This is a genomic window from Arthrobacter sp. TmtSoilC77 (assembly GCF_059739415.1).
In genome coordinates this window covers 2,985,490-3,009,956 of the sequence record NZ_AP046050.1, presented here as the reverse complement: position 1 = coordinate 3,009,956, position 24,467 = coordinate 2,985,490, and the positions used below count along the sequence as shown (strand labels likewise).

20 protein-coding genes and 3 tRNA genes are annotated in these 24,467 nt (G+C 61.3%); 8 read left to right on the top strand and 15 right to left on the bottom strand.

Annotation, left to right across the window (positions count from 1 at the left end; translation table 11 throughout):
* Positions 1 to 5 precede the first annotated feature (5 nt).
* Positions 6 to 1,172: a cysteine desulfurase family protein gene (locus AC6I99_RS13855; protein WP_224090870.1), complete on the top strand. Its 1,167-nt coding sequence runs from the start codon at positions 6 to 8 to the stop codon at positions 1,170 to 1,172.
* On the opposite strand, the gene AC6I99_RS13850 is transcribed toward AC6I99_RS13855, so the two are convergent.
* From AC6I99_RS13850 to AC6I99_RS13835, 4 genes are all read right to left on the bottom strand, one after another.
* The gene (locus AC6I99_RS13850) at positions 1,173 to 1,568 is read right to left on the bottom strand and encodes a GtrA family protein (protein ID WP_497961124.1); all 396 of its coding nucleotides are present in this window, start codon (positions 1,566 to 1,568) and stop codon (positions 1,173 to 1,175) included.
* Between the two features lie 107 nt (positions 1,569 to 1,675).
* Positions 1,676 to 2,524: a fumarylacetoacetate hydrolase family protein gene (locus AC6I99_RS13845; RefSeq protein ID WP_497961123.1), complete on the bottom strand. Its 849-nt coding sequence runs from the start codon at positions 2,522 to 2,524 to the stop codon at positions 1,676 to 1,678.
* A gap of 80 nt (positions 2,525 to 2,604) precedes the next feature.
* Positions 2,605 to 3,237, bottom strand: a complete 633-nt coding sequence (locus AC6I99_RS13840) for a DM13 domain-containing protein (protein WP_497961122.1) — start codon at positions 3,235 to 3,237, stop codon at positions 2,605 to 2,607.
* 123 nt (positions 3,238 to 3,360) lie between these two features.
* Positions 3,361 to 4,035 carry a DUF1684 domain-containing protein gene (locus AC6I99_RS13835; protein WP_224090863.1) on the bottom strand — a complete coding sequence of 225 codons (675 nt, stop codon included), beginning with the start codon at positions 4,033 to 4,035 and terminating at the stop codon, positions 3,361 to 3,363.
* 62 nt (positions 4,036 to 4,097) lie between these two features.
* Here AC6I99_RS13835 and AC6I99_RS13830 point away from each other — a divergent pair, with 62 nt between their 5' ends.
* Positions 4,098 to 4,964, top strand: a complete 867-nt coding sequence (locus tag AC6I99_RS13830; RefSeq protein WP_497961121.1) for a hypothetical protein — start codon at positions 4,098 to 4,100, stop codon at positions 4,962 to 4,964.
* A gap of 70 nt (positions 4,965 to 5,034) precedes the next feature.
* Positions 5,035 to 5,841, top strand: coding sequence for a transglutaminase-like domain-containing protein (locus tag AC6I99_RS13825; protein WP_497961120.1), 807 nt, complete (start codon positions 5,035 to 5,037; stop codon positions 5,839 to 5,841).
* A 50-nt stretch (positions 5,842 to 5,891) separates the two neighbouring features.
* On the opposite strand, the gene AC6I99_RS13820 is transcribed toward AC6I99_RS13825, so the two are convergent.
* The 7 genes from AC6I99_RS13820 to bcp form a co-directional block, all read right to left on the bottom strand.
* The gene (locus tag AC6I99_RS13820) at positions 5,892 to 6,368 is read right to left on the bottom strand and encodes a MarR family winged helix-turn-helix transcriptional regulator (RefSeq protein WP_497961119.1); all 477 of its coding nucleotides are present in this window, start codon (positions 6,366 to 6,368) and stop codon (positions 5,892 to 5,894) included.
* Positions 6,368 to 7,492, bottom strand: coding sequence for an LLM class flavin-dependent oxidoreductase (locus AC6I99_RS13815; protein ID WP_497961118.1), 1,125 nt, complete (start codon positions 7,490 to 7,492; stop codon positions 6,368 to 6,370). The genes AC6I99_RS13820 and AC6I99_RS13815 overlap by 1 nt, the downstream gene beginning before the upstream one ends.
* Before the next feature lie 136 nt (positions 7,493 to 7,628).
* Complete coding sequence (locus AC6I99_RS13810) at positions 7,629 to 10,844, bottom strand: efflux RND transporter permease subunit (protein WP_497961117.1); 3,216 nt, start codon at positions 10,842 to 10,844, stop codon at positions 7,629 to 7,631.
* A gap of 66 nt (positions 10,845 to 10,910) precedes the next feature.
* Positions 10,911 to 12,416, bottom strand: coding sequence for a malate:quinone oxidoreductase (locus AC6I99_RS13805; RefSeq protein WP_224090858.1), 1,506 nt, complete (start codon positions 12,414 to 12,416; stop codon positions 10,911 to 10,913).
* Between the two features lie 79 nt (positions 12,417 to 12,495).
* Positions 12,496 to 14,163 (bottom strand): ABC transporter substrate-binding protein, encoded by a 1,668-nt coding sequence (locus AC6I99_RS13800; RefSeq protein WP_497961116.1) that lies wholly within the window; start codon positions 14,161 to 14,163, stop codon positions 12,496 to 12,498.
* A 243-nt stretch (positions 14,164 to 14,406) separates the two neighbouring features.
* Positions 14,407 to 14,488, bottom strand: a tRNA-Leu gene (locus AC6I99_RS13795).
* Between the two features lie 63 nt (positions 14,489 to 14,551).
* A complete protein-coding gene (bcp, locus tag AC6I99_RS13790) occupies positions 14,552 to 15,025 on the bottom strand; it encodes a thioredoxin-dependent thiol peroxidase (protein ID WP_224090853.1) in 474 nt (157 codons plus the stop codon).
* Positions 15,026 to 15,110: 85 nt separating this feature from the next.
* Here bcp and AC6I99_RS13785 point away from each other — a divergent pair, with 85 nt between their 5' ends.
* Entirely contained in the window at positions 15,111 to 15,569 is a 459-nt protein-coding gene (locus AC6I99_RS13785; protein ID WP_224164613.1) for a MarR family winged helix-turn-helix transcriptional regulator, read from the top strand.
* Between the two features lie 147 nt (positions 15,570 to 15,716).
* Here the strand turns inward: AC6I99_RS13785 and AC6I99_RS13780 are convergent.
* The 4 genes from AC6I99_RS13780 to AC6I99_RS13765 form a co-directional block, all read right to left on the bottom strand.
* A tRNA-Lys gene (locus AC6I99_RS13780) sits at positions 15,717 to 15,789 on the bottom strand.
* 193 nt (positions 15,790 to 15,982) lie between these two features.
* Positions 15,983 to 16,058: transfer RNA gene (locus AC6I99_RS13775), tRNA-Lys, on the bottom strand.
* A 118-nt stretch (positions 16,059 to 16,176) separates the two neighbouring features.
* Positions 16,177 to 17,379, bottom strand: coding sequence for a PQQ-dependent sugar dehydrogenase (locus AC6I99_RS13770; RefSeq protein WP_497961115.1), 1,203 nt, complete (start codon positions 17,377 to 17,379; stop codon positions 16,177 to 16,179).
* 101 nt (positions 17,380 to 17,480) lie between these two features.
* A complete protein-coding gene (locus AC6I99_RS13765; RefSeq protein WP_497961114.1) occupies positions 17,481 to 18,524 on the bottom strand; it encodes a sunset domain-containing protein in 1,044 nt (347 codons plus the stop codon).
* 229 nt (positions 18,525 to 18,753) lie between these two features.
* On the opposite strand from AC6I99_RS13765, the gene ilvD reads away from it, so the two are divergent.
* From ilvD to ilvC, 4 genes are all read left to right on the top strand, one after another.
* The gene (gene ilvD, locus AC6I99_RS13760) at positions 18,754 to 20,475 is read left to right on the top strand and encodes a dihydroxy-acid dehydratase (RefSeq protein WP_224090849.1); all 1,722 of its coding nucleotides are present in this window, start codon (positions 18,754 to 18,756) and stop codon (positions 20,473 to 20,475) included.
* A 290-nt stretch (positions 20,476 to 20,765) separates the two neighbouring features.
* A complete protein-coding gene (locus tag AC6I99_RS13755; RefSeq protein WP_224090848.1) occupies positions 20,766 to 22,670 on the top strand; it encodes an acetolactate synthase large subunit in 1,905 nt (634 codons plus the stop codon).
* A gap of 2 nt (positions 22,671 to 22,672) precedes the next feature.
* A complete protein-coding gene (gene ilvN / locus AC6I99_RS13750) occupies positions 22,673 to 23,185 on the top strand; it encodes an acetolactate synthase small subunit (RefSeq protein WP_216923893.1) in 513 nt (170 codons plus the stop codon).
* A gap of 100 nt (positions 23,186 to 23,285) precedes the next feature.
* Positions 23,286 to 24,311 (top strand): ketol-acid reductoisomerase, encoded by a 1,026-nt coding sequence (ilvC, locus tag AC6I99_RS13745; protein ID WP_263422257.1) that lies wholly within the window; start codon positions 23,286 to 23,288, stop codon positions 24,309 to 24,311.
* The last annotated feature ends 156 nt before the right edge of the window (positions 24,312 to 24,467 follow it).

Genomic DNA, 24,467 nt, shown 5'->3' with positions numbered 1-24,467 from the left:
CTTCCATGATCTTCCTGGACGCTGCAGCCACCACGCCGGTCCGGCGCGAAGTACTCGAAGCCATGTGGCCGTACCTCAGTGGCGGGTTTGGCAACCCATCCAGCCATCACAGCCTGGGTGAAGCGGCCGCCACTGCGCTCGCAGAGGCGAGGTCCGCCGTCGCGAAGGTGCTTAATTGCCGCGCGGGCGAGGTGACCTTCACCTCGGGCGGCACGGAGGCTGACAACCTGGCTGTCAAGGGAATCGCACTGGCCCGGCATGCAGCCGATCCCTCGCTGAAACGGGTAGTGATAAGCGCAATCGAGCATCCTGCCGTGGAGGAGTCCGCCCGCTACCTCGAACGCGTGCATGGCTTCACGGTGGACGTGGTGCCGGTGGACACGGACGGACTCGTCTCAGTGGACGCGCTCCGGGCCGTCCTCCGGCCGGAGACAGCCTTGGTGAGCATCATGTATGCGAACAACGAGATCGGTACGGTCCAGCCCGTCGCGGACCTCGCTGCCGCAGCCCACGGGATGGGCATCCCCTTCCACACTGATGCCGTCCAAGCGGCCGGCTGGCTGAGCGTGGACGTCAAGGCCCTGGGCGTGGATGCGCTGAGCCTTTCCGGCCACAAGCTGGGCGCGCCCAAGGGATCCGGTGTCCTGTTCACGAAGGGGCGGATGCGCGTGGAGCCGTTGGTTCATGGGGGAGGCCAGGAGCGGGGAAAGAGATCCGGAACGGAGAATGTAGCCGGGGCCGTGGCATTGTCCACGGCACTGACGTTGAGCCTACGCGAGCAGCCGGAGTTGGCGGCCCGGGTTTCAGAGCTGAGGGAGCGGTTCGTCGCGCAGGTCCTCCAAACCGTCCCGGGCGCCATACTGACAGGGCATCGAAGCCGGAGGCTGCCATCGATCGCCTCGTTCTGCTTCCCTGGAACCAGCGGCGAATCAGTCCTGCTTGAGCTGGAACGCCTTGGCGTGGTTTGCTCCAGTGGTTCCGCCTGCGCGGCGGGATCGGACGCCCCGTCGCCAGTACTCTTGGCGTTGGGCATGGTCCCGGAGATAGCACAAACAGCCGTGCGCTTCAGCTTTCCCTCAACTGTTACCGAAGCCGAACTCGAGCAAGCTGCCGGAGCCGTGGAAACCGCCGTCGGGCGTGTCCGGAACCTGGCAACACCGCAACCGGGCTAGTTACACGTGGCGGGCGCGGCGGAAAATCCAATGCCTCAAGAGCGTGAACCGGACGCCTGTGGCAACGAAGCCGGAGAGCGTCGTGGTCCAGAGTTCTTCGCTGACAGCAGCCTCGGGATGGACGAGATGCAGGATGCCCAGGCTCCCTCCAGTGATGACCAAGGCAATGCCTATGACGATCAACCCATGCATGTGGTCCTGGCCGCGTTTCCTGCTGCCGCTGATCTTGAAGGTCAGCCTGCGGTTGAGCGCTGTGTTCATGATCGAGGTCACGATCAACGCCACGGCGTTGGCGAGCTGGGGGTCAATCCAGGGACGCAGCAGCGCGTAGAGGGCAAGCGAACTTGCTGTGCAGAGAATTCCGACGCCGGTGAATCGAAGCAGTTGCCGCACCACGGGGTACTTGAGAAGGCCGCGATGCCTCTTCCTGGGGGCTTTTGTAAGGGAGGCGGGCGCAGTTCGGTGGCGTCTGCGGCTGTCTCCATGAGGTTAAGCCTGACACACTATGCGGGCACACCCTCCCAGGAAGCGGTGGTGACGGGGTTGGCGAGCTCCCCAATTCCTTCCACCCGGCACACCACGGTGTCACCTGGCTGAATGCGCGCGCATTCGGCGGGGAAGCCAGTCAGGACCAGGTCGCCGGGGTGGATGGTCATGAACGAGGTCAGATAGACCATGATTTCGTCCACTTTCCAGCCGAGGTCCGCCGAGCTTGCGGTTTTGAGCGCGGTGCCATTGTGGACGATCCCGATGGAAAGATCTGCGGCGTCGAGGTCGGTGACGATCCACGGACCTGCAGGCGTAAAGGTGTCCTGGCTCTTCGCGCTGATCCAGAGTTCATCGGTCTTTTGGAGGTCGCGTGCGGAGACATCGTTCCCGATGGTGTAGCCGAGGATTGCCGACCCCGCCGTTTCCAGCGTCAGGCCCCGCGCTGTACGTCCGACGACGACCGTCAGTTCGGCTTCCGGGTCAACATGACCAACGTTCGAACTCAGCTGGATCGCTTCGCCGGGGCCGATCACGCTGGAGGCGGCCTTGTGAAATGCCTGTGGTTGAAGGTCCCTGCCAGCCTGCCCGGTGTTGTGGGCCATGCCAAAGACGTTGGCCGGCACTGAGGGTGCGAGGAAAGTGAAAGAACCCTCGTTCACCCCCGTCCCCGGTTCCCAACCGAGCCGCGTGGGGCTACTCGCGTTTGCCCGTGATGCCTCGAAGGGCGAATCGATAACAATCCAGTTCGTCCCCGCTTCGGATTCGAAGTCATGGGCGTCGTTGGCAACGAAGAATTGCTCGTTGGGATCCTGTGAATCCAAGGGGCGGACGCGGGCGATGCGACGGGGAAGGCGGAAAGTCATGATGACATCCTACGTCCTGCAATCTGTTGTGGGGCCCGCTTTACGCCCTAAGACCAGGCGCAGACGTGGCCCGCAACGGGTCAGGCAAGCTGCGCCGATCCGAAAGCGACGCTGAAACGGTCACACCAGAGCACCACCGATGACAGGCCTGAGACGTCCACTCCGGATGGGATGACGTAGTTCTGGTTGCCGTGCGTGGCCTTGATGGGGCCGAGGTCCACATACCGACCCGAGCGGTACTTGTACCAATCGCCTCCTGCTTCAAGGCTGCTAAGCCAGACCTTGACGTCCGGCCCGTCGCTGCTGGCCAGGTTTTCCAACCTCAGCACACGGGAGCCATCGGGCAGTTCCAGGAGCTGTGCAGTACCGGAAGTCTGATGCTCCTGGGATTGGAAATTGCCGAAGCCCAGCACCACAGGTTCCGTCTTGACTGCTGGCGTGGAGGCAGAGGTGTTGGGGGCAGGGGAGCCACTGCCCTGTGCGTCGGAAGTCAGTGCATCGGAAGTCAGTGCATCGGACGTCGGTGCATTAGAAGGAGACGCCGATGTTGATGAAGGAGGATCCCAAGGCAGGGCCTCGTTCACGCTGCTGCTCGTAAACAGCCGCCAGGGCTGGAACAGCGCGGCCCCAACGATGACCAGGACCACGACCGCCACGCCCACCACGGTGGCAAGGCCCCTGTGGCCACGGATCATCCGCCCAATTCTGTTCATGCTCCAAGGCTAGGCTTTTACGGTCCGGCCCACAGTTCCCAAAACTTACGGTTCCGTGACGCTGACCCCGTCCTTCCCAGGCGCTGCAGTGTCGGCCCGCACGGCGGCTGGCTTCGGGAGGCGTTAGCCTTCTCCCAAATACAGTTCACCCACTGGTACCTCCGCTGCGAGCCGGTTGGCCGGTCCGGCAAGGGGGCACGCCCAGGCTTCGTTATAGGCGCAGGACGGGTTGTAGGCGAAGTTTAAGTCCACGATGAACTCCTGCCGTTCATCGATCCGGCGGACACCGTGGTAAGCGCCCTTCACGGTGTCCAAAAGGTATCTTCCGGCGCCGTAGCTTCCACCCTCTTTGCCGGCAGTAGCGTCGCGCAAAGGCACGAAGATGCCGCCCCCATAGCTTCGCAGCCGCCAAACGGCCAGGGACCCGAGCCCTGGCAACTCAAAGGTTCCAATCCTCACAAACGGAACTACGCCGTCGGTCCCTGTCTGAACATTCATTTCCTGTCCCGTTCCCTCCGGCGACAGCGGAACGTACATCCGGAAGGCGGGATCGTAGTCGGCCGTACGCAGCCCGGAGAAGGATGCTTTCATCTCTGCTGTCAGGGCGGATGCGGGATGGGTAGCAAACATCCGGTCCCGCTCCTGGCGCCAATAGTTGTGTGCATCGAACGGATCCGTAGCCGCCAGCTGCCGCACTTGGTCATAGAGGGCGAAGGTCCGAAGCCGCCAGTCCGCAACGTCAACGGCGGACATGGCGGGCATGTTGTCCTCGAATGCGTCGTGCTGATCGGGAGCCATGTCTTCAGCCTAGTACGCCGTCAAATCCCGTGTCGGGCCTTCCCCGCCGATAAGCTGTGCGCATGAACGGCACTCCCCACCCGAACGGCATGACGGCGAAGCTTCGGTTCGGCGCATTGGTACTGGGTGCTGTCCTGCTGACAACTACCGCGGCCTGTTCCACTGAAAACAAGGGGCCACAGGTTTCCCAGACCTCCGGCTCCCATCCCAATGGTTCAGAGTCAGGCCTCCCGTCCCAAGGCTCCGGGTCGAAAAGCACGACGCCGCCAGGAGACGCCGTCTCCAACCCGCCGTCCGCGACACCCGGCTCAAGTGCTGCAACCAGCTCTGACCCGAGCCCGGCAGCCACGGCGTTGACCTGGAAGACCTACACGGATCCCGCCAAAAAAATCAGCTTCGAACTCCCCGGCGATTGGATTGCCCAGTCGGTCACGGCTCAATCCGGCTCATTGCCCGGTGCCCTGAAGGTCGAAGTCAAAGATGGCGGGGGCCGATACATCGCGACCCTGCAGACAGGTCTGCCTCCTGCAGGTCCAATCTCTTGCCCCGCGGGCCAAAGCCATCCCTACGTTGTTATCAGCAGTGTGCCGCTGGATGTTCCGCACTCCGATGGTCCGGACACCATTGATCCCCACGTCGTTTTCCGCGTGATCCAGGGCTACAAATTCTTCGGATCCTATGGCATCACCAACATGGTGGCTGGCGCCGACGGGCATGCCTGCGAACTGAGGAACCGTGTTCAGGGGCCTGCCGGCAAGGGCGACTACTCTTTCGGGGATGTCACGGCGGTCCATGCCTTCGCCGCCGATGAAAAAGTAGCCCCCGCAAAGACTTTTGACACCTTGGACCTGGCCGCGAAGTACGTCGCCCACGATTCTGAATTCGCGAACGTCCAACGGATGCTACTGTCTCTGAAGGTCAATCTGTAGTCCTGCGGTTGGCTGATCCACACAACGGCGACATCGGGGGCTGTCCCGCCGCAACCCACCCCGGAGATCAATGGAACGCAACGTTGCTGCCAAGCTCGTTTTCAAGACTGTAGCCAACACGAAAGTGGCCATGGCCATCGCCGTGGCCAACAATCCGGGGTACGAGTCAGTGACGGAAACACTCTCCATCACTCTGGATGGGAACGAGATTCCTTTCGCTGAACTCAGCGACCATCACGGGGGCCGCTTCCAATATATGGAATTCGCGGAGCCCAGCGAAGTGACGGTTGACTATCAGGCAACGGTCCATGGCTTCGCAGAATGCGACACACCCTCTCCGATGGAACTCATCCGGTACGTCCGGCCGAGCCGCTACGCCGAATCTGATCGGTTGCTGCCCACCTCTTACGCCGAGTTCGGCAGCCTTGGCGGGGCCGAACTGCTCCACGCTGTCCGCGATTGGGTCAACGGAGAGCTGCGGTACGTCAGTGGGTCCTCACGAGGAACCGACGGGGCGGTGGAGACGCTTCTCCACCGCCGGGGTGTATGCCGTGACTTCGCCCATCTGGCCATCGCCCTGTTGAGGTCCAAGGATGTTCCCGCCCGCCTCGCGGCTGTGTACGCGCCTGGTCTGAGCCCCATGGACTTCCACGCTGTGGCAGAGGCCTACATCGAGAATGAATGGCACATCATCGATCCCACGGGGCTGGCGCCCCGCGGGTCCATGCTTCGCATTACGGCAGGACGGGATTCTTCAGACACAGCCTTCTTGTCCACTGTAGGTGGCAGCCTGTCGCTGAAGACCCTCAAAGTCAGCGCATCAGTCAACGGTGAGCTCCCAATGGAGGATCCACGGCAGCTCATCCGCCTGCGCTGAGATAACCTGCGCTGAAATTAACCTGCGCGGGATGGCGGAGGGTGGCAGGCTTACCCGTGCGTCCCCTGGTGTCCTGCCACCGAGGCCCGCAGCTTCTCCGTCAGCCGCAACAGCTCGCGCTGCTCCTCCACAGTCAGCGCCGGCCCCACGAGTTGCGCAATATCACGCACGTGTTCCCGGCCAATTGCTTTTTGCAGCTCGCTGCCTGATTCGGTCAGGGACAGCAGCACTCCACGGCCGTCGTCGGGCGCTGTTGTCCGTTCCACCAAACCGCGCTTCTCCAGACGGTCCACCAAACGGCTCAGGCTGGACTGGCTCAGCAGCACTTTGTCATTGATCTCGTTCAACCGCAGCTGGCCCGAAGGGCATCGCGAGAGCGTGAACAGGACGTCGTACTCCTTGACGGGCAGCGATTTGAACGCCGGACCTGATTGAAGTTTCCGCATCACCGCCACCTGGGAGCGGAACAGCGACTCCCAGGTCTCGGCGGCGAGGCGAACGGCGGATGACGCCGAAGGGCTGGACATCAGGCCTCCTGACCCGGGGCTCCAGCTGGAGCAGACTCGTTGACGCTGGCCTCCATGGCGGCAGCAACGCGGGAAGCATGCGTCGGCGCGTCCGGCACGTTGGCCGGCTTCGAGGCAGCATATTCCTTGCGGAGCACGGGAAGGACTTCCTCGCCGAAGAGGTCAAGCTGCTCCAGTACGGTCTTCAGGGGCAAACCTGCATGATCGATCAGGAACAACTGCCGCTGGTAGTCGCCAAAGAACTCACGGAAGGTGAGCGTCTTCTCGATGACTTCCTGCGGACTGCCCACGGTCAGGGGAGTCTGTGAGGTGAAGTCCTCCAAGGAAGGGCCGTGGCCGTACACCGGTGCGTTGTCGAAGTACGGACGGAACTCCTTGACGGCGTCCTGGGAATTCTTCCTCATGAAGAACTGGCCGCCCAATCCCACGATTGCCTGGTCGGCCGTGCCGTACCCATAGTGCTCGTAGCGCTCGCGGTAGAGGCCGATCAACTGCTGGTAGTGCTCCTTGGGCCAGAAGATGTTGTTGGCGAAGAAGCCGTCGCCATAGTAGGCAGCTACTTCGGCGATCTGCGGCGTGCGGATTGATCCGTGCCACACGAAGGGGGCAACGCCGTCCAAGGGGCGCGGTGTGGACGTGAAGTTCTGCAGTGGTGTGCGGAACTTGCCCGACCAATTGACCGTATCCTCATCCCACAACTTGCGGAGCAGGCTGTAGTTTTCGATCGCGAGCTCGATCCCGTCCTGGATGTTCTTTCCGAACCAGGGGTATACAGGAGCTGTGTTCCCGCGCCCAAGCACCAGATCTACCCGGCCATCGGAGAGATGCTGCAGCATCGCGAAGTCCTCGGCGATCTTGACCGGGTCATTCGTGGTGATCAGGGTTGTGGCCGTGGACAAGGTAATGCGCTCGGTCTGGGCTGCGATGTAGGCCAGGGTGGTGGTGGGGGAGGATGAGAAGAAGGGCCGGTTGTGGTGCTCGCCAATGGCATAGACATCCATGCCGATTTCTTCAACCTTTTTGGCGATGGCAACCGAGGCCTTGATGCGTTCGTTCTCCGTGGGCGTGCGGCCCGTGGTGGGGTCAGTGGTGATGTCACTGACGCTGAATACGCCGATCTGCATGATGTGCCTTTCTCCCTGCCCGTGGTCCCGGGCTCTGTAAACAGTGTATCCCAAACTAGATGCATTTGCATGTATCACTGCCTGTAACAGGACAGGGCCGGGAATTGTTCCCGGCCCTGTTGGCTGTGATGCGGCGCTACTCCGCGGGGTTGTTTGCCGCCCGGCGTCCCGTAACGCGGGGCACCATTCCAGTGGTCCAATCGGCGAAGTCGTCTTTGCCGTTCCCGCCGTTTCCAGGACCGGGTGTGACTTCGGGACGGTGTTGCAATTGCTTCAGGAGTTGTTTTTTCTCCCGGCGTCCCTCCACCAGCTTGTAAAGGACGGGGACCAGGATGAGTGTTAGCGCCGTCGAGGACACCAGGCCACCGATCACGACGATTGCCAGCGGCTGCGAAATGAAACCACCGCCACCAGTGAGGCCCAGGGCCATCGGAGTCAGCGCGAACACCGTCGCCAACGCCGTCATCAGGATGGGACGCAGGCGCTGACGGGCACCGAGGGTAATGGCATCAGCCACGTTCATGCCCGGCGTGCCGTTGTGTGGTTTGCGGTACTGGTTGATGAGGTCGATCAGCACGATTGCGTTGGTGACCACGATGCCAACAAGCATCAGCATGCCAATCAGCGATGGCAACCCCAGCGGAACGCCCGTAGCCAACAGCAAGCCCACAGCGCCTGTCGCGGCGAAGGGGACAGAAACCAGGAGGATCAGCGGCTGCACCAACGATTTGAAGGCAGCCACCATGATCACGTAGACGATCGCGATCGCGGCCAGGAGAGCCAGGCCAAGTTGCCGGAAGGACTCTGCCTGCTGCGTCGTGGCACCACCGATCGCGGCAGTGACGCCGGCAGGCAAGTCAACGGACGCCAACCGCTTCTGAACCTCCGTGCTGACGCTGCCAAGGTTGGACCCCGACGGCGTCACCGTCACCTTCGCGGTCCGCTGGCCGTTGCTGCTGGTGATGGACACCGGCGTATCGACTTGTTCCACGGTCGCGATACTTTCCAGCGCCACAGGACCACGCGGCGTCGGAAGTGGCAGTGCGCGTACCGCCACGATGCTGGTAAAGCGCGTTCCCTTTCCAATCTGGACGGGGTAGTCGTTGGTCTCGATGCGTACCGTACCTGCCGGAACCGGGCTGACGGTCGACGCCAGGAAAGCCCCCACCTGCTCCTCCGTCAGACCGGCGGCCACTGCCTTCGCACGATCCACGCGCACTTGGACCACGGACTGGTTCGCGGCGAGGTTGGTAGACACCTCGGTGCTGCCGGGTACGTCCTGCATCGCCTTGACCATGGTGTCACTTGCAGATTGGAGATCAGCGGAATTGGCGGCCTTGATGGTGATGTCCACCGTCGATGATGTGCCAAATCCGCCCTGCTGGGAACCCACACTGATCTTGCCCGCTGCACCCTGGAGCTTGGAGCGGACATCATCCTGAAGCTTCTTCTGGTTCGCTTTCTCGTCCGTAACGATCGTGAAGGTCGAGTTGGAGGAGCCCGTTGACGTTAGCGCGGCGAAGCCCGACTGGGCGTTACCGGACGTCACCTGGACGTCCTTGATGCCCTCCATGCCCCGGAGCATATCCTCCACCTTGGTGGCTTCAGCGCTGGTGGCCTCCAGGCTCGTTCCTGCGGGAAGGACCTGGCGCACTGTCATGCTGTTCTCGCCGGATCTCCCCAGCAGGTCCGTGGCAAGCAGCGGCGATACCGCGACCGTCGCCACCAGCACCAAGGCCGCCGCGGACAAAGTAAGGACGGGGTGCTTCTGGGTCTTCGCGAGGATAGGCAAGTAACCCCGCTGGAGCCGGCTGCGCTGCTCGGCCTCCCGGGCCTTCGCAGCAGCCTCGTTGCGCGTGATTGATGCTTCGGCATCCTGGCGGGGCGAAGGAAGGAACCAGTAAGCCAGGACTGGAACGATCGTGAGGGAAACCAGCAGGGATGACAACAGGGCGATGGTTACCGTCAGGGCAAAGGGCCGGAACAACTCGCCCGCGAGGTCGCCCACGAAGGCGATGGGCAGGAAGACAGCCACTGTGGTCAGGGTGGACGCAGTGATAGCGCCGGCAACTTCCCGGATGGAGGTCAGGATGGCGGCCAGCTTGTGCTCGCCATAACTTAAGTGCCGCTTGATGTTCTCGATCACCACGATCGAATCATCAACCACACGGCCAATGGCGATGGTAAGCGCACCGAGAGTAAGGATGTTCAACGAGTAGCCCGTGGCGGAAATGCCGATGAACGTAATTAAGAGGGAAAGCGGGATCGACACTGCGGTAACCAGCGTGGACCGCACGGACATGAGGAAGACAAGGATGACAGCGACGGCAAATCCCAGGCCAAGGAGCCCTTCGGTGGTGAGGTCCTTGATGGACTTCTCTATGAAGGGAGCCTGGTCGAAGACTGGCGTGAAGGCAGCGTTGTTCCCCAACTCTGCTTCCATCGGCGCAAGTGCGTCCCGCACCGCGTGCGAAATCGCCACAGTGTCGCCTTCGGGCTTCTTGGTGACTGACAGCGCCAGCGTTGGCTTGCCATTCGTGCGCGTGATGGACGTGGCGGCATCGTCCTCGATGCTGACATCAGCCACTGTTCCGATGGTGGCGGAATCCTTGGCGCCGGATATCGGCAAGCCCTTAATGACGTCAAGGGAATCAACCGGGCTGCCCAGCTGCAGTGACAGGGTTTTGCCCTGGTCCTCTAGGGTGCCCACAGGAACCAGAGCGCCGTTGTTCTTCAGTGCGCTGCTGATCGACTGGATGGACGCACCCTTCGCCGCAAGGTCGGCAGGGCGGGGCTGGATCAGGATGTGCTGCTTGGAGCCGCCAGTCAGATCGGCGCCGCGTACGCCGTCGATTTTTTGCAGTCGGGGAACGCTCAAGCGCTGGAGGTCGGCATTGAGTTCGCTGAGTGGTTTGTCAGAGGAGACAGCCAGGAACACGATCGGAAAGTCACTGATGTTGCCGGCAATGGATTGAGGTTCGACGTCGGCCGGAAGCACGCGTTTGGCGTTGGATATCGCGCGGTCGATCTGGTTCCGTGCACGGTCAAGGTTGGAGCCGTACGTGAACACCATGGTGATCTGCGAAACACCATTGCGGGATGTGGCGGTAGTGGACTCAAGTCCCTCGACGCTGTTCAGGGCCGTCTCAAGGGGCCTGCTCAGCTGCTTGTCCACCACTTCGGGAGAAGCGCCCGGCATGGAGGTAATGACGGTGATCTGCGGGAACTCGATCGACGGAATAAGTTCCTGCTTGAGCGAGCCCATGGTGATCACGCCGAACACCGCCGCAAACACGGTGATCAGCGCGATCAGGGCACGGTTTCCCAGGGACAACGTGGCCAGGCGGAACATTGCATAGTCTCCTGAGATCTACGGAATAATTCGGCTGACGGGAACCCGGCCGCAGCCCCGGCCGGCCTAGCTCTGAAGGGCGTTGGCTACTTCCAGTTGCAGCGACCGTGCAGTGCTTGCCTCAAGCTCGGCGGCAAGCTCCGGGTTCTCGTTAAGCTTCACGCCATAGCCCGGCATCATGTCCTTGAGCTTGGACTGCCAACCCTTGAAGTTCTTGGGGAACGTCTTCTGCAGCAGCTCAATCATGATCGGAACAGCCGTGGAAGCTCCCGGAGACGCACCCAGAAGGGCGCCGATTGAACCATCGCGGGACGCGATGACTTCAGTACCGAACTGCAGTATGCCGCCCTTTTGCGGGTGCTTCTTGATGATCTGGACGCGCTGGCCTGCAGTGATCAGCTCCCAATCAGCGCCAACGGCCTCGGGATAGTACTCACGCAAGGACTCCACCTTCGCCTCGTGGCGCTTGGCTACCTCTTTGATGAGGTAAGCAGTGAGGTCCATATTGTCCTTGGCCACCGCCAGCATCGGAATGATATTCCCCGGGCGGATGGACAGCGGGAGGTCCAGGTAGCTGGAGGTCTTCAGGAAGTTCGTGGAGAAACCAGCGTACGGCCCAAAGAGGAGTGAACGCTTGCCCTCAACAAACCGGGTATCCAGGTGGGGGACGGACATGGGTGGGGCGCCAACGGACGCCTGGCCATATACCTTGGCGCTGTGCTGGGAGGTGATGGACTCGTCCGTGCAGCGGAAGAACTGGCCGGAGACGGGGAATCCGCCATAGCCTTTGCTTTCCGGGATGCCCGAGGCTTGAAGCAGGTGCAGTGCGCCACCACCGGCGCCCACGAAGACGAACTTGGCGTGGATGCGGCCGTGCTCACCAGATTTGGGGTGTTTGAGGGAAAGATCCCAACCGCCGCCTGATGCACGATGGATGTTGGTGACGTCGTGGCCAAAGTTGACCTCAGCCCCGGTGGCCCGCAGGTAGCCGGTCAGTTCACGGGTCAGGGCGCCGAAATCGACGTCGGTGCCTTCCGCCGCGCGGGTGGCTGCAACGCGCTGCTTGCGGTCCCGGCCCTTGACGATCAGGGGTGCCCACTTGGCGATCTTGTCCTGGTCCTCGGTGTATTCCATGCTGCGGAACAGCGTGTTGGGCTTGAGGGCCTCGTACCGGGTCTTCAGGAAGTTCGCGTGATCGTCGCCGATGACGAAGCTCATGTGCGGAACAGTGTTGATGAAGCCCTTGGGGGAGCCAATGACATTGCTGTCCACTAGATGGGACCAGAACTGGCGCGAAAGTTGGAACTGCTCATTGATGTGGATGGCCTTGGAAGGATCCACGGAGCCGTCTTTGGCCGCGGGGGAGTAGTTAAGCTCACACAGCGCAGCATGTCCGGTGCCGGCGTTGTTCCATGGTCCGGAGCTTTCGAGTCCCGCTTCTTCGAGTCGTTCAAAGAGGGAGATGGTCCAGGTGGGTTCGAGTTGCTTGATGAACGCACCAAGGGTGGCACTCATGATTCCGCCGCCAATAAGGACGACGTCGGCATGTTGAGTCTTGGAAATGAAGGTCACGATCAATCTCCGTTAGCGGCGGCACTGGCTGTCACAGAATATCCCCGGGCAGACGCAATACTGAAATTACAGGGAATCGTCAAGGCTTTAAGCGGACGTTTGTGAAAACTTCGTTGAGGACAGGTGAAGCGGGATAGCTTTCCACCTTGTCGGACAGGGCAAGCGCAGAGATGGGGAATGCTATGGGCACGGCCGGTACGGAGGCCGCTATCTCGGCGTTGATGGACTGGTACTGGGTATTGCGCTCATCGCCATCGGGCAGGGCGCGGGCCCGCTCGATCTTGTGGAAAACTTCCGAATCCGTATATCCGAACTCACCCCTGGCCTCTCCGAAAAGCGGGCCCAGGAAGTTGTCAGCGTCCGCATAGGAGCCATTCCAGCCCAGGAGGTGCAGGGCGTGATCGCCAGGGGACTGCACCTTTTGGAGATAGCCATCCTCCCAGTCCACGGGAACCGGCTTGATATTGATGCCTACGGCGACGAGCTGGCGGCTGATCTCGGCGTAGATCTTCTCCGGGGTGGGCATGTAGGCCCGTGTGGCGTTGAGCGGATAGTAGAACTTCAGTTCCTCGCCTTTGTACCCGGCCTTCTCCAGCAGCTCCTTCGCCTTCTCCGGGTTGTATCCCAGCGACGGGGCATTGTTGTTGAAACCGCTGAGCTTCGGGGGAACAAATTGAGAAGCTTGTGCCGTGTTGTCTATGAAGAACCTGCGGATGAGCGATTCCTTGTCAATAGCCATCTCGATGGCTTGGCGGACTTCCAGCTTGTCCAAGGGTGCAACCGCCTGGTTCATGCCGAGGTACATCACCGAGAACGGGTCACGCTGGATGATCTGGACACCCTTTTTGACCAGTTGATCAAAGGTTCCGGATGTCACCAGATCGTAGGCGTCGATCTTGCCGTCCAGGAGCGCTTGCTGGCGCGTTTCGGCGTGGTCGTAAGGAATGAAGTTGATTACGGCGATTTGGCCCCTGTTGCCCCAGTAGCCCTTATAGCTGGTCAACGTGATCTTGTGTTCGTCCCAGGCAGTGAATGCGTAAGGGCCTGTCCCCACCGGATGGCTGGCGTAGGCGGACATCGCCTGGCCATTTTGCGCCTTGTCCAGGACGTTGGCCTTCTGTCCTTCCAAAGCGGCGGGGGAGGATATGGCAAAGGCGGGAAGCGTCAGGGCCTGCAGGAAACCTGTAAAGGGCCGGGTGAGGTTGATCTGGACGTTGCTGGCGGAAACAACCTTGCAGTCCTTGAAGATCGAAAACACGGGCTCGTCCGAATAGGCCTTGAAGACGCCTTGGAATGAGATCCCGGGCGCTTGCTTCCTCAGGTCGGCGGGAAACGTAAACCAGCGGTTGAAGTTGGCGCAAACGGCAGCGGCATCAAACGGCGTTCCATCATGGAAGGTTACTTTTTCACGCAGCTTGAAGTCGTAGCTCAGCCCGTTGTTGCTGTCTTTCCATTCCGTGGCGAGGAGGGCAGTAGTCTGCCCCGTGGTGCCGTCGACGCCTACAAGTCCCTCAAGGACCTGGCGGGTCACGCGGTATGACTCCGAATCTGCTGTCATTGCAGGGTCGAGGCCCAACGGCATGGATGCCGTACCGAAATTAAACGTAGCCGTCGGCTCCGCAGCTGCCGTGCTGCTTGCCGATGACGACGCTGCAGGCCCAGGCGTTCCGGTACATGATGCCAGTCCCAAAATCACGAGGACTGCCGTGAACAGTATTCCCAGCCGCCGTATCTTGCTGCTTGCCACTCTTGTCCCCTCAAGCCGGTCGGAAGTGCTGTGGCCGGCTTCGGCCAGACCGCATTCCAGTCTAGTTGAACGCCCCCGGTGCCGGTTCAGGCGTGTTGCGGGCATGGTCCCCGTCTGCTTGAGGAAAGAACACCCCCGGTCCGAATGAAATGTTCAGCGAACCGGGGGCGTTTCAGAATCCGTGGTTCTTCACCACTGTGTTGCTGTCGTGTTGCTCCAACTGCTGTGTTGTTACCTCTGCTGTGCGCAAGGGGGGACTTGAACCCCCACGCCCGAAGGCACAGGAACCTAAATCCTGCGTGTCTGCCAATTTCACCACTCGCGCTGGCTGGCCACTGGACTGCCCTGTGGGCTGACCGGAGCCTTCTTCCGGCCTCCAGTGTACCCGCTACTTGTCGAGTTTGAGGTCGCGGCGAAGCTTGGCGACGTGCCCTGTGGCTCTGACGTTGTACTGGGCCAGCTGGACCTTTCCGTCCGGATCCACCACGATCGTGGAACGGATGAGGCCCATGTAGGTGCGGCCATAATTCTTTTTCTCGCCCCAGGCGCCGTAGGCATCGGCCACCGAATGCTCTGCGTCCGAGAGTATGCGGAACGTCAGCTGTTCTTCCCCCGCAAACTTGGCCAGTGCTTTCACCGGATCTGGAGAGACTCCCACTACTTCATAACCCGAAGTCTGGAGGGACGCGAGGTTGTCCCGGAAATCACAGGCCTCCTTGGTGCAGCCGGGGGTGGATGCTGCCGGATAAAAGTAGACAATGACTTTCCGTCCACGGAAGTCGGAAAGACTGACGTTGTTGCCATCTTGGTCTTGAAGAGTGAAGTCCGGGGCTACATCACCGGGAATAAGACGTTCCGCCATAATTTGCTCCTTGCTAACGTTCGCGACTCCCCAGCTTAGTGGCCGGAAGCAACGGCGACAGCTTCCACACGCATATACTGGCGGCATGCCAGATATGGAGAGATGGCCCACCACGCGATTGCTTTCAACAGCTGCGCGACTCGTGGAAATCTCATGGAATGAAAAATTGAAGAACATCGGACTGACGCATGCCGGCGTGATCGCCATGGAAGTCCTTGCTGCGAAAGGGCCCATTACGCAGGCTGCTTTGGCTGAAGTTGCCAGGGTCAAGGCGCAGACCATGGGCACTACTCTTGCACGGCTTGAGCTGCACGGGCATGTCAGCCGCCAGCGCAGCGACTCGGATCGCCGCAGCCACGTTGTGACGCTCACGGACGCCGGTTCTGCAGCTTTGGCCGAAGCTGTGCGGCTTGAGCAGGACGTGCTGGCCCTGGTTGAGGTCGACACCGCCAGGCTGCGCGACGAACTCAAGATCGTCGTCCGTGGCCTCGCCGGAATACCCGCGCTTGACCGTTCGGTGGGGGACGCCAACCCGCCGGTTTGAACCCGACCCGCCCGAACGTGACCAGGTCAAGCTGACTCATTCCCCTGAGCCACGCCGGTAAGGAATTTCCCGGCATGGGAAAGCAGGAAAAGCCAAAGCAGGAAAGGCTCCGGATCGTAGCAACGATCCGGAGCCCTTCCTATTCTGTGCACCCCCCGGGACTCGAACCCGGAACCCATTGATTAAGAGTCAATTGCTCTGCCAGTTGAGCTAGAGGTGCAGCTATTGTTTCGGTCAAAACGAAGGAGTCATATTCTCCGTGACGTCCGCAACGACAGATAACTCTACACCACTTTTTGAGGGCTGCTAACCAGAATTACCCCGGCGTGATGCATTCCACGAAGAGTGGTGTTCCAGCACAACAAAGCAACGAAAAAAGGCCTTGGAGTGAATATCACTCCAAGGCCTTCCCTTGGTGCACCCCCCGGGACTCGAACCCGGAACCCATTGATTAAGAGTCAATTGCTCTGCCAGTTGAGCTAGAGGTGCAGCTGTTGATTTCGACCATACCCGGGGGCTTTTGTTCCCTCGGCGATCTCCGCAACGACATGTAACTCTACACGACTTCGGCGGATGAGGGAAATCGGCGGCGCCGGGCGTTGTAGGTTCACGAAGACGCCCTCAAAATCAGCGCAAAATCAGGGTTTCTGTTGTTGCTGAGGACCCACAAGCTCCCGTCGGGAGCCTTGGCGACATCCCTTAGCCGACCATACTGCCCTGTGAAGTAAGCCACAGGTGAACCCGCATTGTCGCCGTTGAGCGGGATGGCCCAAAGCCGTTGGCCGCGAAGGGCGCCCGTGTAGGCCACGCCGTCGGCAATTTCCAATCCGCTGGGCGACGCGTCAGCGGTTGAAGGCCAAACAACTTTGGCATCAATGAACCCGCTGCGGCCCGGGGCTCCCGTCACTGTGGGCCAGCCATAGTTGCCGCCAGGGGTAATCAGGTTCAGTTCGTCGTCCACGTCCGGACCAAACTCACTGGCCCATAACCTCCCCTCACTGTCCCATGCCAAACCCTGCACGTTCCGGTGTCCGTAGCTATAGACGGGGTTGTCTCCGAACGGGTTGCCCGGAGCAGGGTGTCCGTCGACAGTCAGCCGGAGGATCTTCCCGCCCAAGGCGTTTGTATCCTGGGGTTGTTCCCGGCGCTGCGAATCGCCGGTGCCCACATAGAGGAATCCGTCAGGGCCAAAACGGATCCGGCCGCCGTTGTGGGTTGAAGCCTTTGATATGCCTGAAAAGACCACGTCAGGGTCGCCGAGCCTCAAAGTGCCTCCCGGCTCTTCCGACAAGCGCATTCTGGCGATCCGGTTGTCCGTGGCTGACGTGAAATAGGCGTAAAGCCAGCGGTCACTGGCGAATGCGGGAGACAGGGCGAGGCCTAGAAGCCCACCTTCGCCACCAGGATCGACGCCGGCAACCTCACCGATGGTCGTTGTCCTGCCGTCACGAATGCTTTTGACCTGGGCCGAATCGCGTTCTGACACGATGGCTGTGCCGTCCGGCAGGAAGACGACGGACCACGGCAGCTGCAGGCCGGCGTCGAGCTTTTGCTGTACCTCCAATTTTGGTGGAAAAGCAGGTGGCACCAACCCGGAGGTGGAGCCCGTCCCGGGCGACACGGGGACACTGGAACTGATGGAGCCGTCAGGGGTGGCCGCGGAACCTGGCGACGTCGGACTACCCGTGCAAGCCGCCAGCAGGGCCGCCAGTAAAAAAGCGGCCGGAAACAGCACTGCGGCCCGGGTGGGCACCAACGGGCAGAAACCGTTGGCGGGTTGGTCGCCAGCATTTACTGCATATCTGCCCATATCGCTCTCCCACGAACGATTCCCGGAAGTGAGTCCGGTTACCTGCGGAGCACTCAGTGCCTGTTCCGTTCAGTGCCTGTGCCCTTAAGCGACTGTTCCGCTCAGTGCCTGTTCCGCGGAGGAGGGCGGAACCCGGCCGCTTCCGCATGCGCGGCGGATTCGAACCACACATCCGCGGTTGCTTCGGCGTAGCCGGCGGTATCTTCATCGTGATAGGTCATCGTTGTAGCGTTGGCCTTCACCGGGTAGCCCTCGGGGCCAGTGCCGTCTGACGCCGCTCCTGCAGAGCCAACCCCGTAGGGATGCTCGGCGGCGAGATGGCCCGTTGTTGCCGTTGAATCGTCGTCGTCGGTTTCAGCAGCCGCGGTTTCCGCTCCCGCCAGCGTGGCCGAGTGTTGATCCGTGTATTCGTGATGGTGGACCACTGCGCCGCTTGCATCCGTCCACGAGGATTCCCACTCAGCCTTATCGGCTGCGTTGGCGTCTGCGGCGTTGGCAGCTGACCCGTCCACCTTGGGCACGTCGTCGGAGCGCGTCACATCATCCGCGGTTACTCCCTCAGGGGATGCGGAAACGGGGGATTCAGAAACGGATGGTTCGGAAACTGCCGGCTCAGGGGCTACAGGCACAGAAACTGCGGGCTCGTCCGCCCTGGGTACAGATGCCGGCGTTCCGGCAGCCTCCCAGTCATCGACATCCCCGGCAGTGACCTGTGCATCCGTGTCCACCACTGGTTCATCGACTACTGGCTCGTCGAGCTCAGGCGTTTCAACGACAGGTTCGTCCACCGTCTGTCCGGCGTGGGCTTCGGATTCGACGCGCGATTCCATACTGGATTCGACGGGGCCGCTGCCCTCAGCCGCTGCCTTCCCCATATTCGTGACCCCAGCCAGGCCCGCCACGCCAGCCACCGCCGCTGCTGTATCGGGCATCGACATCGTGTCGCTGGGTTCCATTGCGGCGGGTGGGGCAGTGCCTGGCCGTCCGGGAGCCCCGGTTCCAGAGGCAGCGGTTCCAGAGGCAGCGGTTCCAGAGGCAGTGCCCAATGCTGCAGTTGAGGAATTCCTGGCGTTGTTGCGGCTCAGGAGCCACCAAACAATCGCAACGATCAGCACAATAACAATGACCCAAATCAACCAGTCCATGGTGAGGCCCTTCTGCTCACAGGGTGCAGTTAGTGGTATTTCCGACGTTACGTGGCTGCAAATGGGGTGTCCAGCGTTTAGGGGCCTTCCAGCCTCGGTTGTGATGCAGTTGGCGACTTCACGGAAATGGCCGGTTTTCCGCCGGCGGCGAGGAAATATTCTTCTCTTCGTGCTTAATCCGGGTCGAATACGTCGTGGGCCGCTTCCGCTGACACATAGACTTTGGACCATGAGCGACGCCACCCGAATTGCGACAGATACCAAACCGGACATCAAGCCCCGCAGCAGGGTCGTAACCGACGGAATTCACGCCGCACCCGCGCGTGGCATGTTCCGTGCTGTGGGGATGGGGGATGACGACTTCGCCAAACCGCAAATTGGTGTCGCCAGCTCATGGAATGAAATAACCCCCTGCAACCTTTCCCTCAACCGTCTTGCGCAGGGCGCCAAGGAAGGCGTCCACGCCGGTGGTGGATTCCCTATGCAGTTCGGCACCATCTCCGTCTCGGACGGTATTTCCATGGGTCACGAGGGCATGCACTTCTCGCTCGTTTCCCGTGAGGTCATTGCAGACTCCGTCGAAACCGTCATGCAGGCCGAGCGCATTGATGGCTCGGTTCTCCTGGCTGGTTGCGACAAGTCCCTTCCCGGCATGCTCATGGCTGCTGCCCGGCTGGACCTCGCCTCCGTCTTCCTCTATGCCGGATCGATCATGCCCGGATGGGTCAAGCTCGAGGACGGCTCGGAGAAGGAAGTCACGCTTATTGATGCCTTCGAGGCTGTCGGCGCCTGTGCAGCAGGCAAGATGAGCATGGAGGACCTCACCCGCATCGAAAAGGCCATTTGTCCCGGCGAAGGCGCCTGTGGCGGTATGTACACGGCCAATACGATGGCATGCATTGGCGAGGCGCTGGGCATGTCCCTCCCGGGTTCGGCCGCCCCGCCATCGGCAGACCGCCGTCGCGATGACTTTGCACGCAAGTCCGGCGAAGCCGTGGTGAACCTGCTTCGCCTGGGAATCACTGCACGCGACATCATGACCAAGAAGGCGTTCGAAAATGCCATCGCCGTCACCATGGCGTTCGGCGGATCCACCAACGCAGTCCTGCACTTGCTCGCCATTGCCCGCGAAGCCGAGGTTGAACTGACCCTGGATGACTTCAACCGCATCGGCGATAAGATCCCGCACCTCGGGGACCTAAAGCCTTTCGGCCGCTATGTCATGACTGATGTGGACAAGATCGGCGGCGTGCCGGTCATCATGAAAGCGCTTCTCGACGCCGGGCTGCTGCACGGTGACTGCCTTACGGTTACGGGCAAGACGCTCGCCGAGAACCTCGCCTCGATCAACCCGCCGGACCTTGACGGCAAGATCCTTCGGGCACTGGACAACCCCATCCACAAGACCGGTGGGATCACCATCCTGCACGGCACCATGGCTCCGGAAGGGGCTGTGGTGAAGAGCGCCGGCTTCGACGCCGACGTCTTTGAGGGCACGGCACGCGTTTTCGAGCGCGAGCAAGGGGCCCTTAACGCACTGGACAACGGTGAGATCCACAAGGGCGACGTCGTGGTCATCCGCTATGAAGGCCCCAAGGGTGGTCCGGGCATGCGCGAAATGCTTGCGATCACCGGTGCCATCAAGGGCGCCGGACTGGGCAAGGATGTGCTGCTGCTGACCGATGGCCGCTTCTCCGGCGGTACCACCGGTTTGTGCATTGGCCACGTTGCGCCTGAAGCGGTCGACGGCGGTCCCATCGCCTTCGTCCAGGACGGCGACCGCATTCGTGTTGACATTGCGGCACGTTCATTCGACCTCCTGGTGGACGAGGCGGAGCTTGAAGCCCGCAAGGTTGGCTGGGAGCCCCTGCCGGCGAAGTTCACGAAGGGCGTTTTGGCCAAGTATGCAAAGCTGGTCCACAGCGCGTCCACGGGAGCTTACTGCGGCTGATGCCTGTACCGGACTCCCGGCCCTTTGGCGGGGGAGTCCGGTAGGCGGACACCACTGTCCATATGGTGAGATACGATGGTGGTCAATTGACACGTATCTCACTTAGAGGGAACACTGAACGCATGATCTCATTCGTTACCGTCGGCGTCGTCGTACTTACCAAGCGCGTGGCTTAGCCCGACTGGTAACGAACTGTCACGCGCAACCCCTCGAAAAGCCGGAAGGCTGAGGGGTTTTTTTATTCCCCGAAGCAAGACCCATCAATCGAAGATCCACTAAGGAAGAGTCCGATGAGCAAAGGATCGCCGATCAGCCCCTCGCTGATGGCTGCAAAGTCCGCTGGAGCCCCAAAGGCTCCGGATAAGGTCGACCGTACGGCTGAGGCCGTCGTCGTCGACACTGCTGCACCTCTCTCTCCTGTACTTGGGCCGAACAACGTTGTACCCCCAACGGTGATGACCGGCTCGCAAGCAATTGTCCGTTCGCTCGAAGAACTCGGCGTGGACGATATTTTCGGTTTGCCCGGTGGCGCGATCCTGCCCACCTACGACCCCTTGATGGCCTCCAGCATGAATCACATCCTGGTCCGTCACGAACAGGGAGCCGGCCACGCCGCGCAAGGCTACGCCATGGTTACCGGACGGGTTGGCGTTTGCATCGCCACCTCGGGACCCGGTGCCACAAACCTCGTTACCGCCATCATGGACGCCCACATGGATTCCGTGCCGATGGTGGCCATCACCGGCCAGGTTTCCAGCGGAGTCATCGGCACCGATGCCTTCCAGGAAGCGGACATCGTGGGTATCACCATGCCCATCACCAAGCACTCGTTCCTGGTGACCGACCCCAACGACATCCCGCATGTCATGGCAGAAGCTTTCCACCTCGCGTCCACGGGCCGCCCGGGACCCGTCCTGGTTGACATTGCCAAGGACGCCCAGGTAGGCCAGATGACTTTCTCCTGGCCGCCGAAAGTTGACTTGCCGGGCTATCGTCCTGTGGTCCGCGGCCACAGCAAGCAAGTTCGCGAAGCTGCCAAGCTGATCGCTGCCTCCAGCAAGCCTGTTCTCTACGTGGGTGGCGGTGTGGTCAAGGGACACGCCTCTGCAGAACTCATGGAGCTGGCGTTGGCAACCGGAGCGCCGGTAGTCACCACGCTGATGGCCCGCGGCGCCTTCCCTGACTCGCATCCACTCCATGTTGGAATGCCGGGCATGCACGGCTCCGTATCTGCTGTCACCGCCCTGCAGCAGGCAGACCTCCTCATTACCCTCGGTGCCCGGTTCGATGACCGCGTTACAGGTGTGCTGAAGACGTTCGCTCCCTTCGCCAAGGTGATCCACGCGGATATCGATCCCGCGGAAATCTCCAAGAACCGGACGGCCGATGTCCCGATTGTCGGTTCGGTGAAGGAGATCATTCCGGAACTGACCGAGGCCGTGAAGACGCAGTTCGAGCAAAGCGGTGCACCGGACCTGGATGCATGGTGGGCGTTCCTGGGCAACCTGCGCGACACCTACCCCCTGGGCTGGACTGAACCCGAGGACGGACTGACGGCACCGCAGCGCGTGATCAAGCGCATCGGCGAGCTCACAGGTCCGGAGGGTATCTACGTGGCCGGCGTCGGCCAGCACCAGATGTGGGCTGCGCAGTTCATCAAGTACGAGCGCCCCCACGCCTGGCTGAACTCCGGTGGAGCCGGAACCATGGGATACTCGGTTCCGGCAGCCATGGGTGCCAAGGTTGGTGAGCCGGACCGCGTGGTCTGGGCCATTGACGGCGACGGCTGCTTCCAGATGACCAATCAGGAACTGGCCACCTGCGCCATCAACAACATCCCGATCAAGGTCGCCATTATCAACAACTCCTCGCTGGGCATGGTCCGCCAATGGCAGACACTGTTCTACGAAGGCCGTTACTCGAACACGGATCTGAACACCGGCCACGACACCGTCCGCATTCCGGACTTCGTCAAGCTGGCGGACGCCTATGGTTGTGCCGCACTGCGTTGTGAGCGGGACGAAGACATCGATGCCACCATCCAGAAGGCACTTGAAATCAACGACCGCCCGGTCGTGATCGACTTTGTCGTCAGCCCCAACTCGATGGTCTGGCCGATGGTGCCGGCAGGTGTCAGCAATGACCAGATCCAGGTTGCCCGCAATATGACCCCGGAATGGGAAGAGGAGGACTAGGCATGAGCCGCCACACACTGTCCGTTCTGGTCGAAGACAAGCCCGGCGTGCTGACCCGCGTAGCCAGCCTCTTCGCCCGGCGCGCGTTCAACATCAATTCACTGGCTGTGGGACCCACCGAGGTTCCCGGAATGTCCCGCATGACGGTCGTCGTCGATGCCGACGGCGACCTCATCGAGCAGGTCACCAAGCAGCTCAACAAGTTGATCAACGTGATTAAGATCGTTGAGCTGACTTCCGAATCTTCCGTACAACGCGACCACATCCTGGTCAAGGTACGTGCGGATGCCGCGACACGCCTGCAGGTAACCCAAGCTGCAGACCTGTTCCGTGCCGCCGTCGTCGACGTGTCTACAGACTCGTTGGTGATCGAGGCAACCGGTACCCCCGAGAAGCTCGCTGCACTGCTCTCAGTGCTCGAGCCGTTCGGCATCCGTGAAATCGTGCAGTCCGGCACCCTGGCCGTTGGACGGGGATCCCGCTCCATGAGTGACAGGGCGCTCCGCTCCGCGTAGGAAACAGGCATAGGCCGCGTTAGCATGCCATGCCGAGCGTTGCGTCCAGTACCGCAGCACCACATCAATATCCAGAAACCACTCAAGAGGAGTTACGCAAGTGACTGAAATGTTCTACGACGACGACGCAGACCTGTCGATCATCCAGGGCCGCAAGGTTGCCATCGTCGGCTACGGTTCCCAGGGCCACGCGCACGCACTGAACCTGCGCGATTCCGGCGTCGAGGTTGTTATCGCGCTGAAGGAAGGGTCGAAGTCGACCGCCAAGGCAGAAGACGCCGGCTTCACTGTCAAGAACGTTGCCGACGCCGCTGAATGGGCAGACGTCATCATGATCCTCGCGCCGGACCAGCACCAGCGCTCGATCTACAACGACTCCATCAAGGACAAGCTGACCGAAGGCAAGGCACTCGCCTTCGCCCACGGCTTCAACATCCGCTTCGGCTACATCGAGCCCCCTGCAGGCGTTGACGTCATCCTGGTCGCTCCGAAGGCTCCGGGTCACACCGTGCGCCGCGAGTTCGAAGCCGGCCGTGGCATCCCGGACATCATCGCTGTTGAGCAGGACGCATCCGGTTCCGCTTGGGAGCTGGCCAAGTCCTACGCCAAGGCCATCGGTGGCACCCGCGCCGGTGTCATCAAGACCACCTTCACCGAAGAGACCGAAACCGACCTCTTCGGCGAGCAGTCGGTCCTTTGTGGCGGCGTTTCCCAGCTGGTCCAGTACGGCTTCGAAACCCTCACCGAAGCCGGCTACCAGCCGCAGATCGCCTACTTCGAGGTCCTTCACGAGCTCAAGCTCATCGTTGACCTCATGTGGGAAGGTGGCATCGCCAAGCAGCGCTGGAGCGTCTCCGATACCGCAGAGTACGGCGACTACGTTTCCGGCCCCCGCGTGATCACTCCCGAGGTGAAGGAAAACATGAAGGCTGTCCTCGCGGACATCCAGAGCGGCGCCTTCGCCAAGCGCTTCATCGAGGACCAGGACAACGGTGCCGTCGAGTTCAAGGAACTGCGTGCCAAGGCAGAGCAGCACCCGATCGAAGAGGTTGGCCGCGAACTGCGTTCCCTGTTCTCCTGGCAGCAGCAGGACCAGGACTACGTCGAAGGCTCCGCAGCCCGCTGATCCTTTGCCCAGTGCCCTGGGCACTGGAAGCGACGCCCGTCCGGCGAACAAAGCCGGGCGGGCGTCGCTGTTTTGCAGCCGCTCCTCCCAACACAGCGTCCTGTGAATTTCTTCACAACAACCTCAACCGGGCCGTAACATCGTTCACCGGCACCG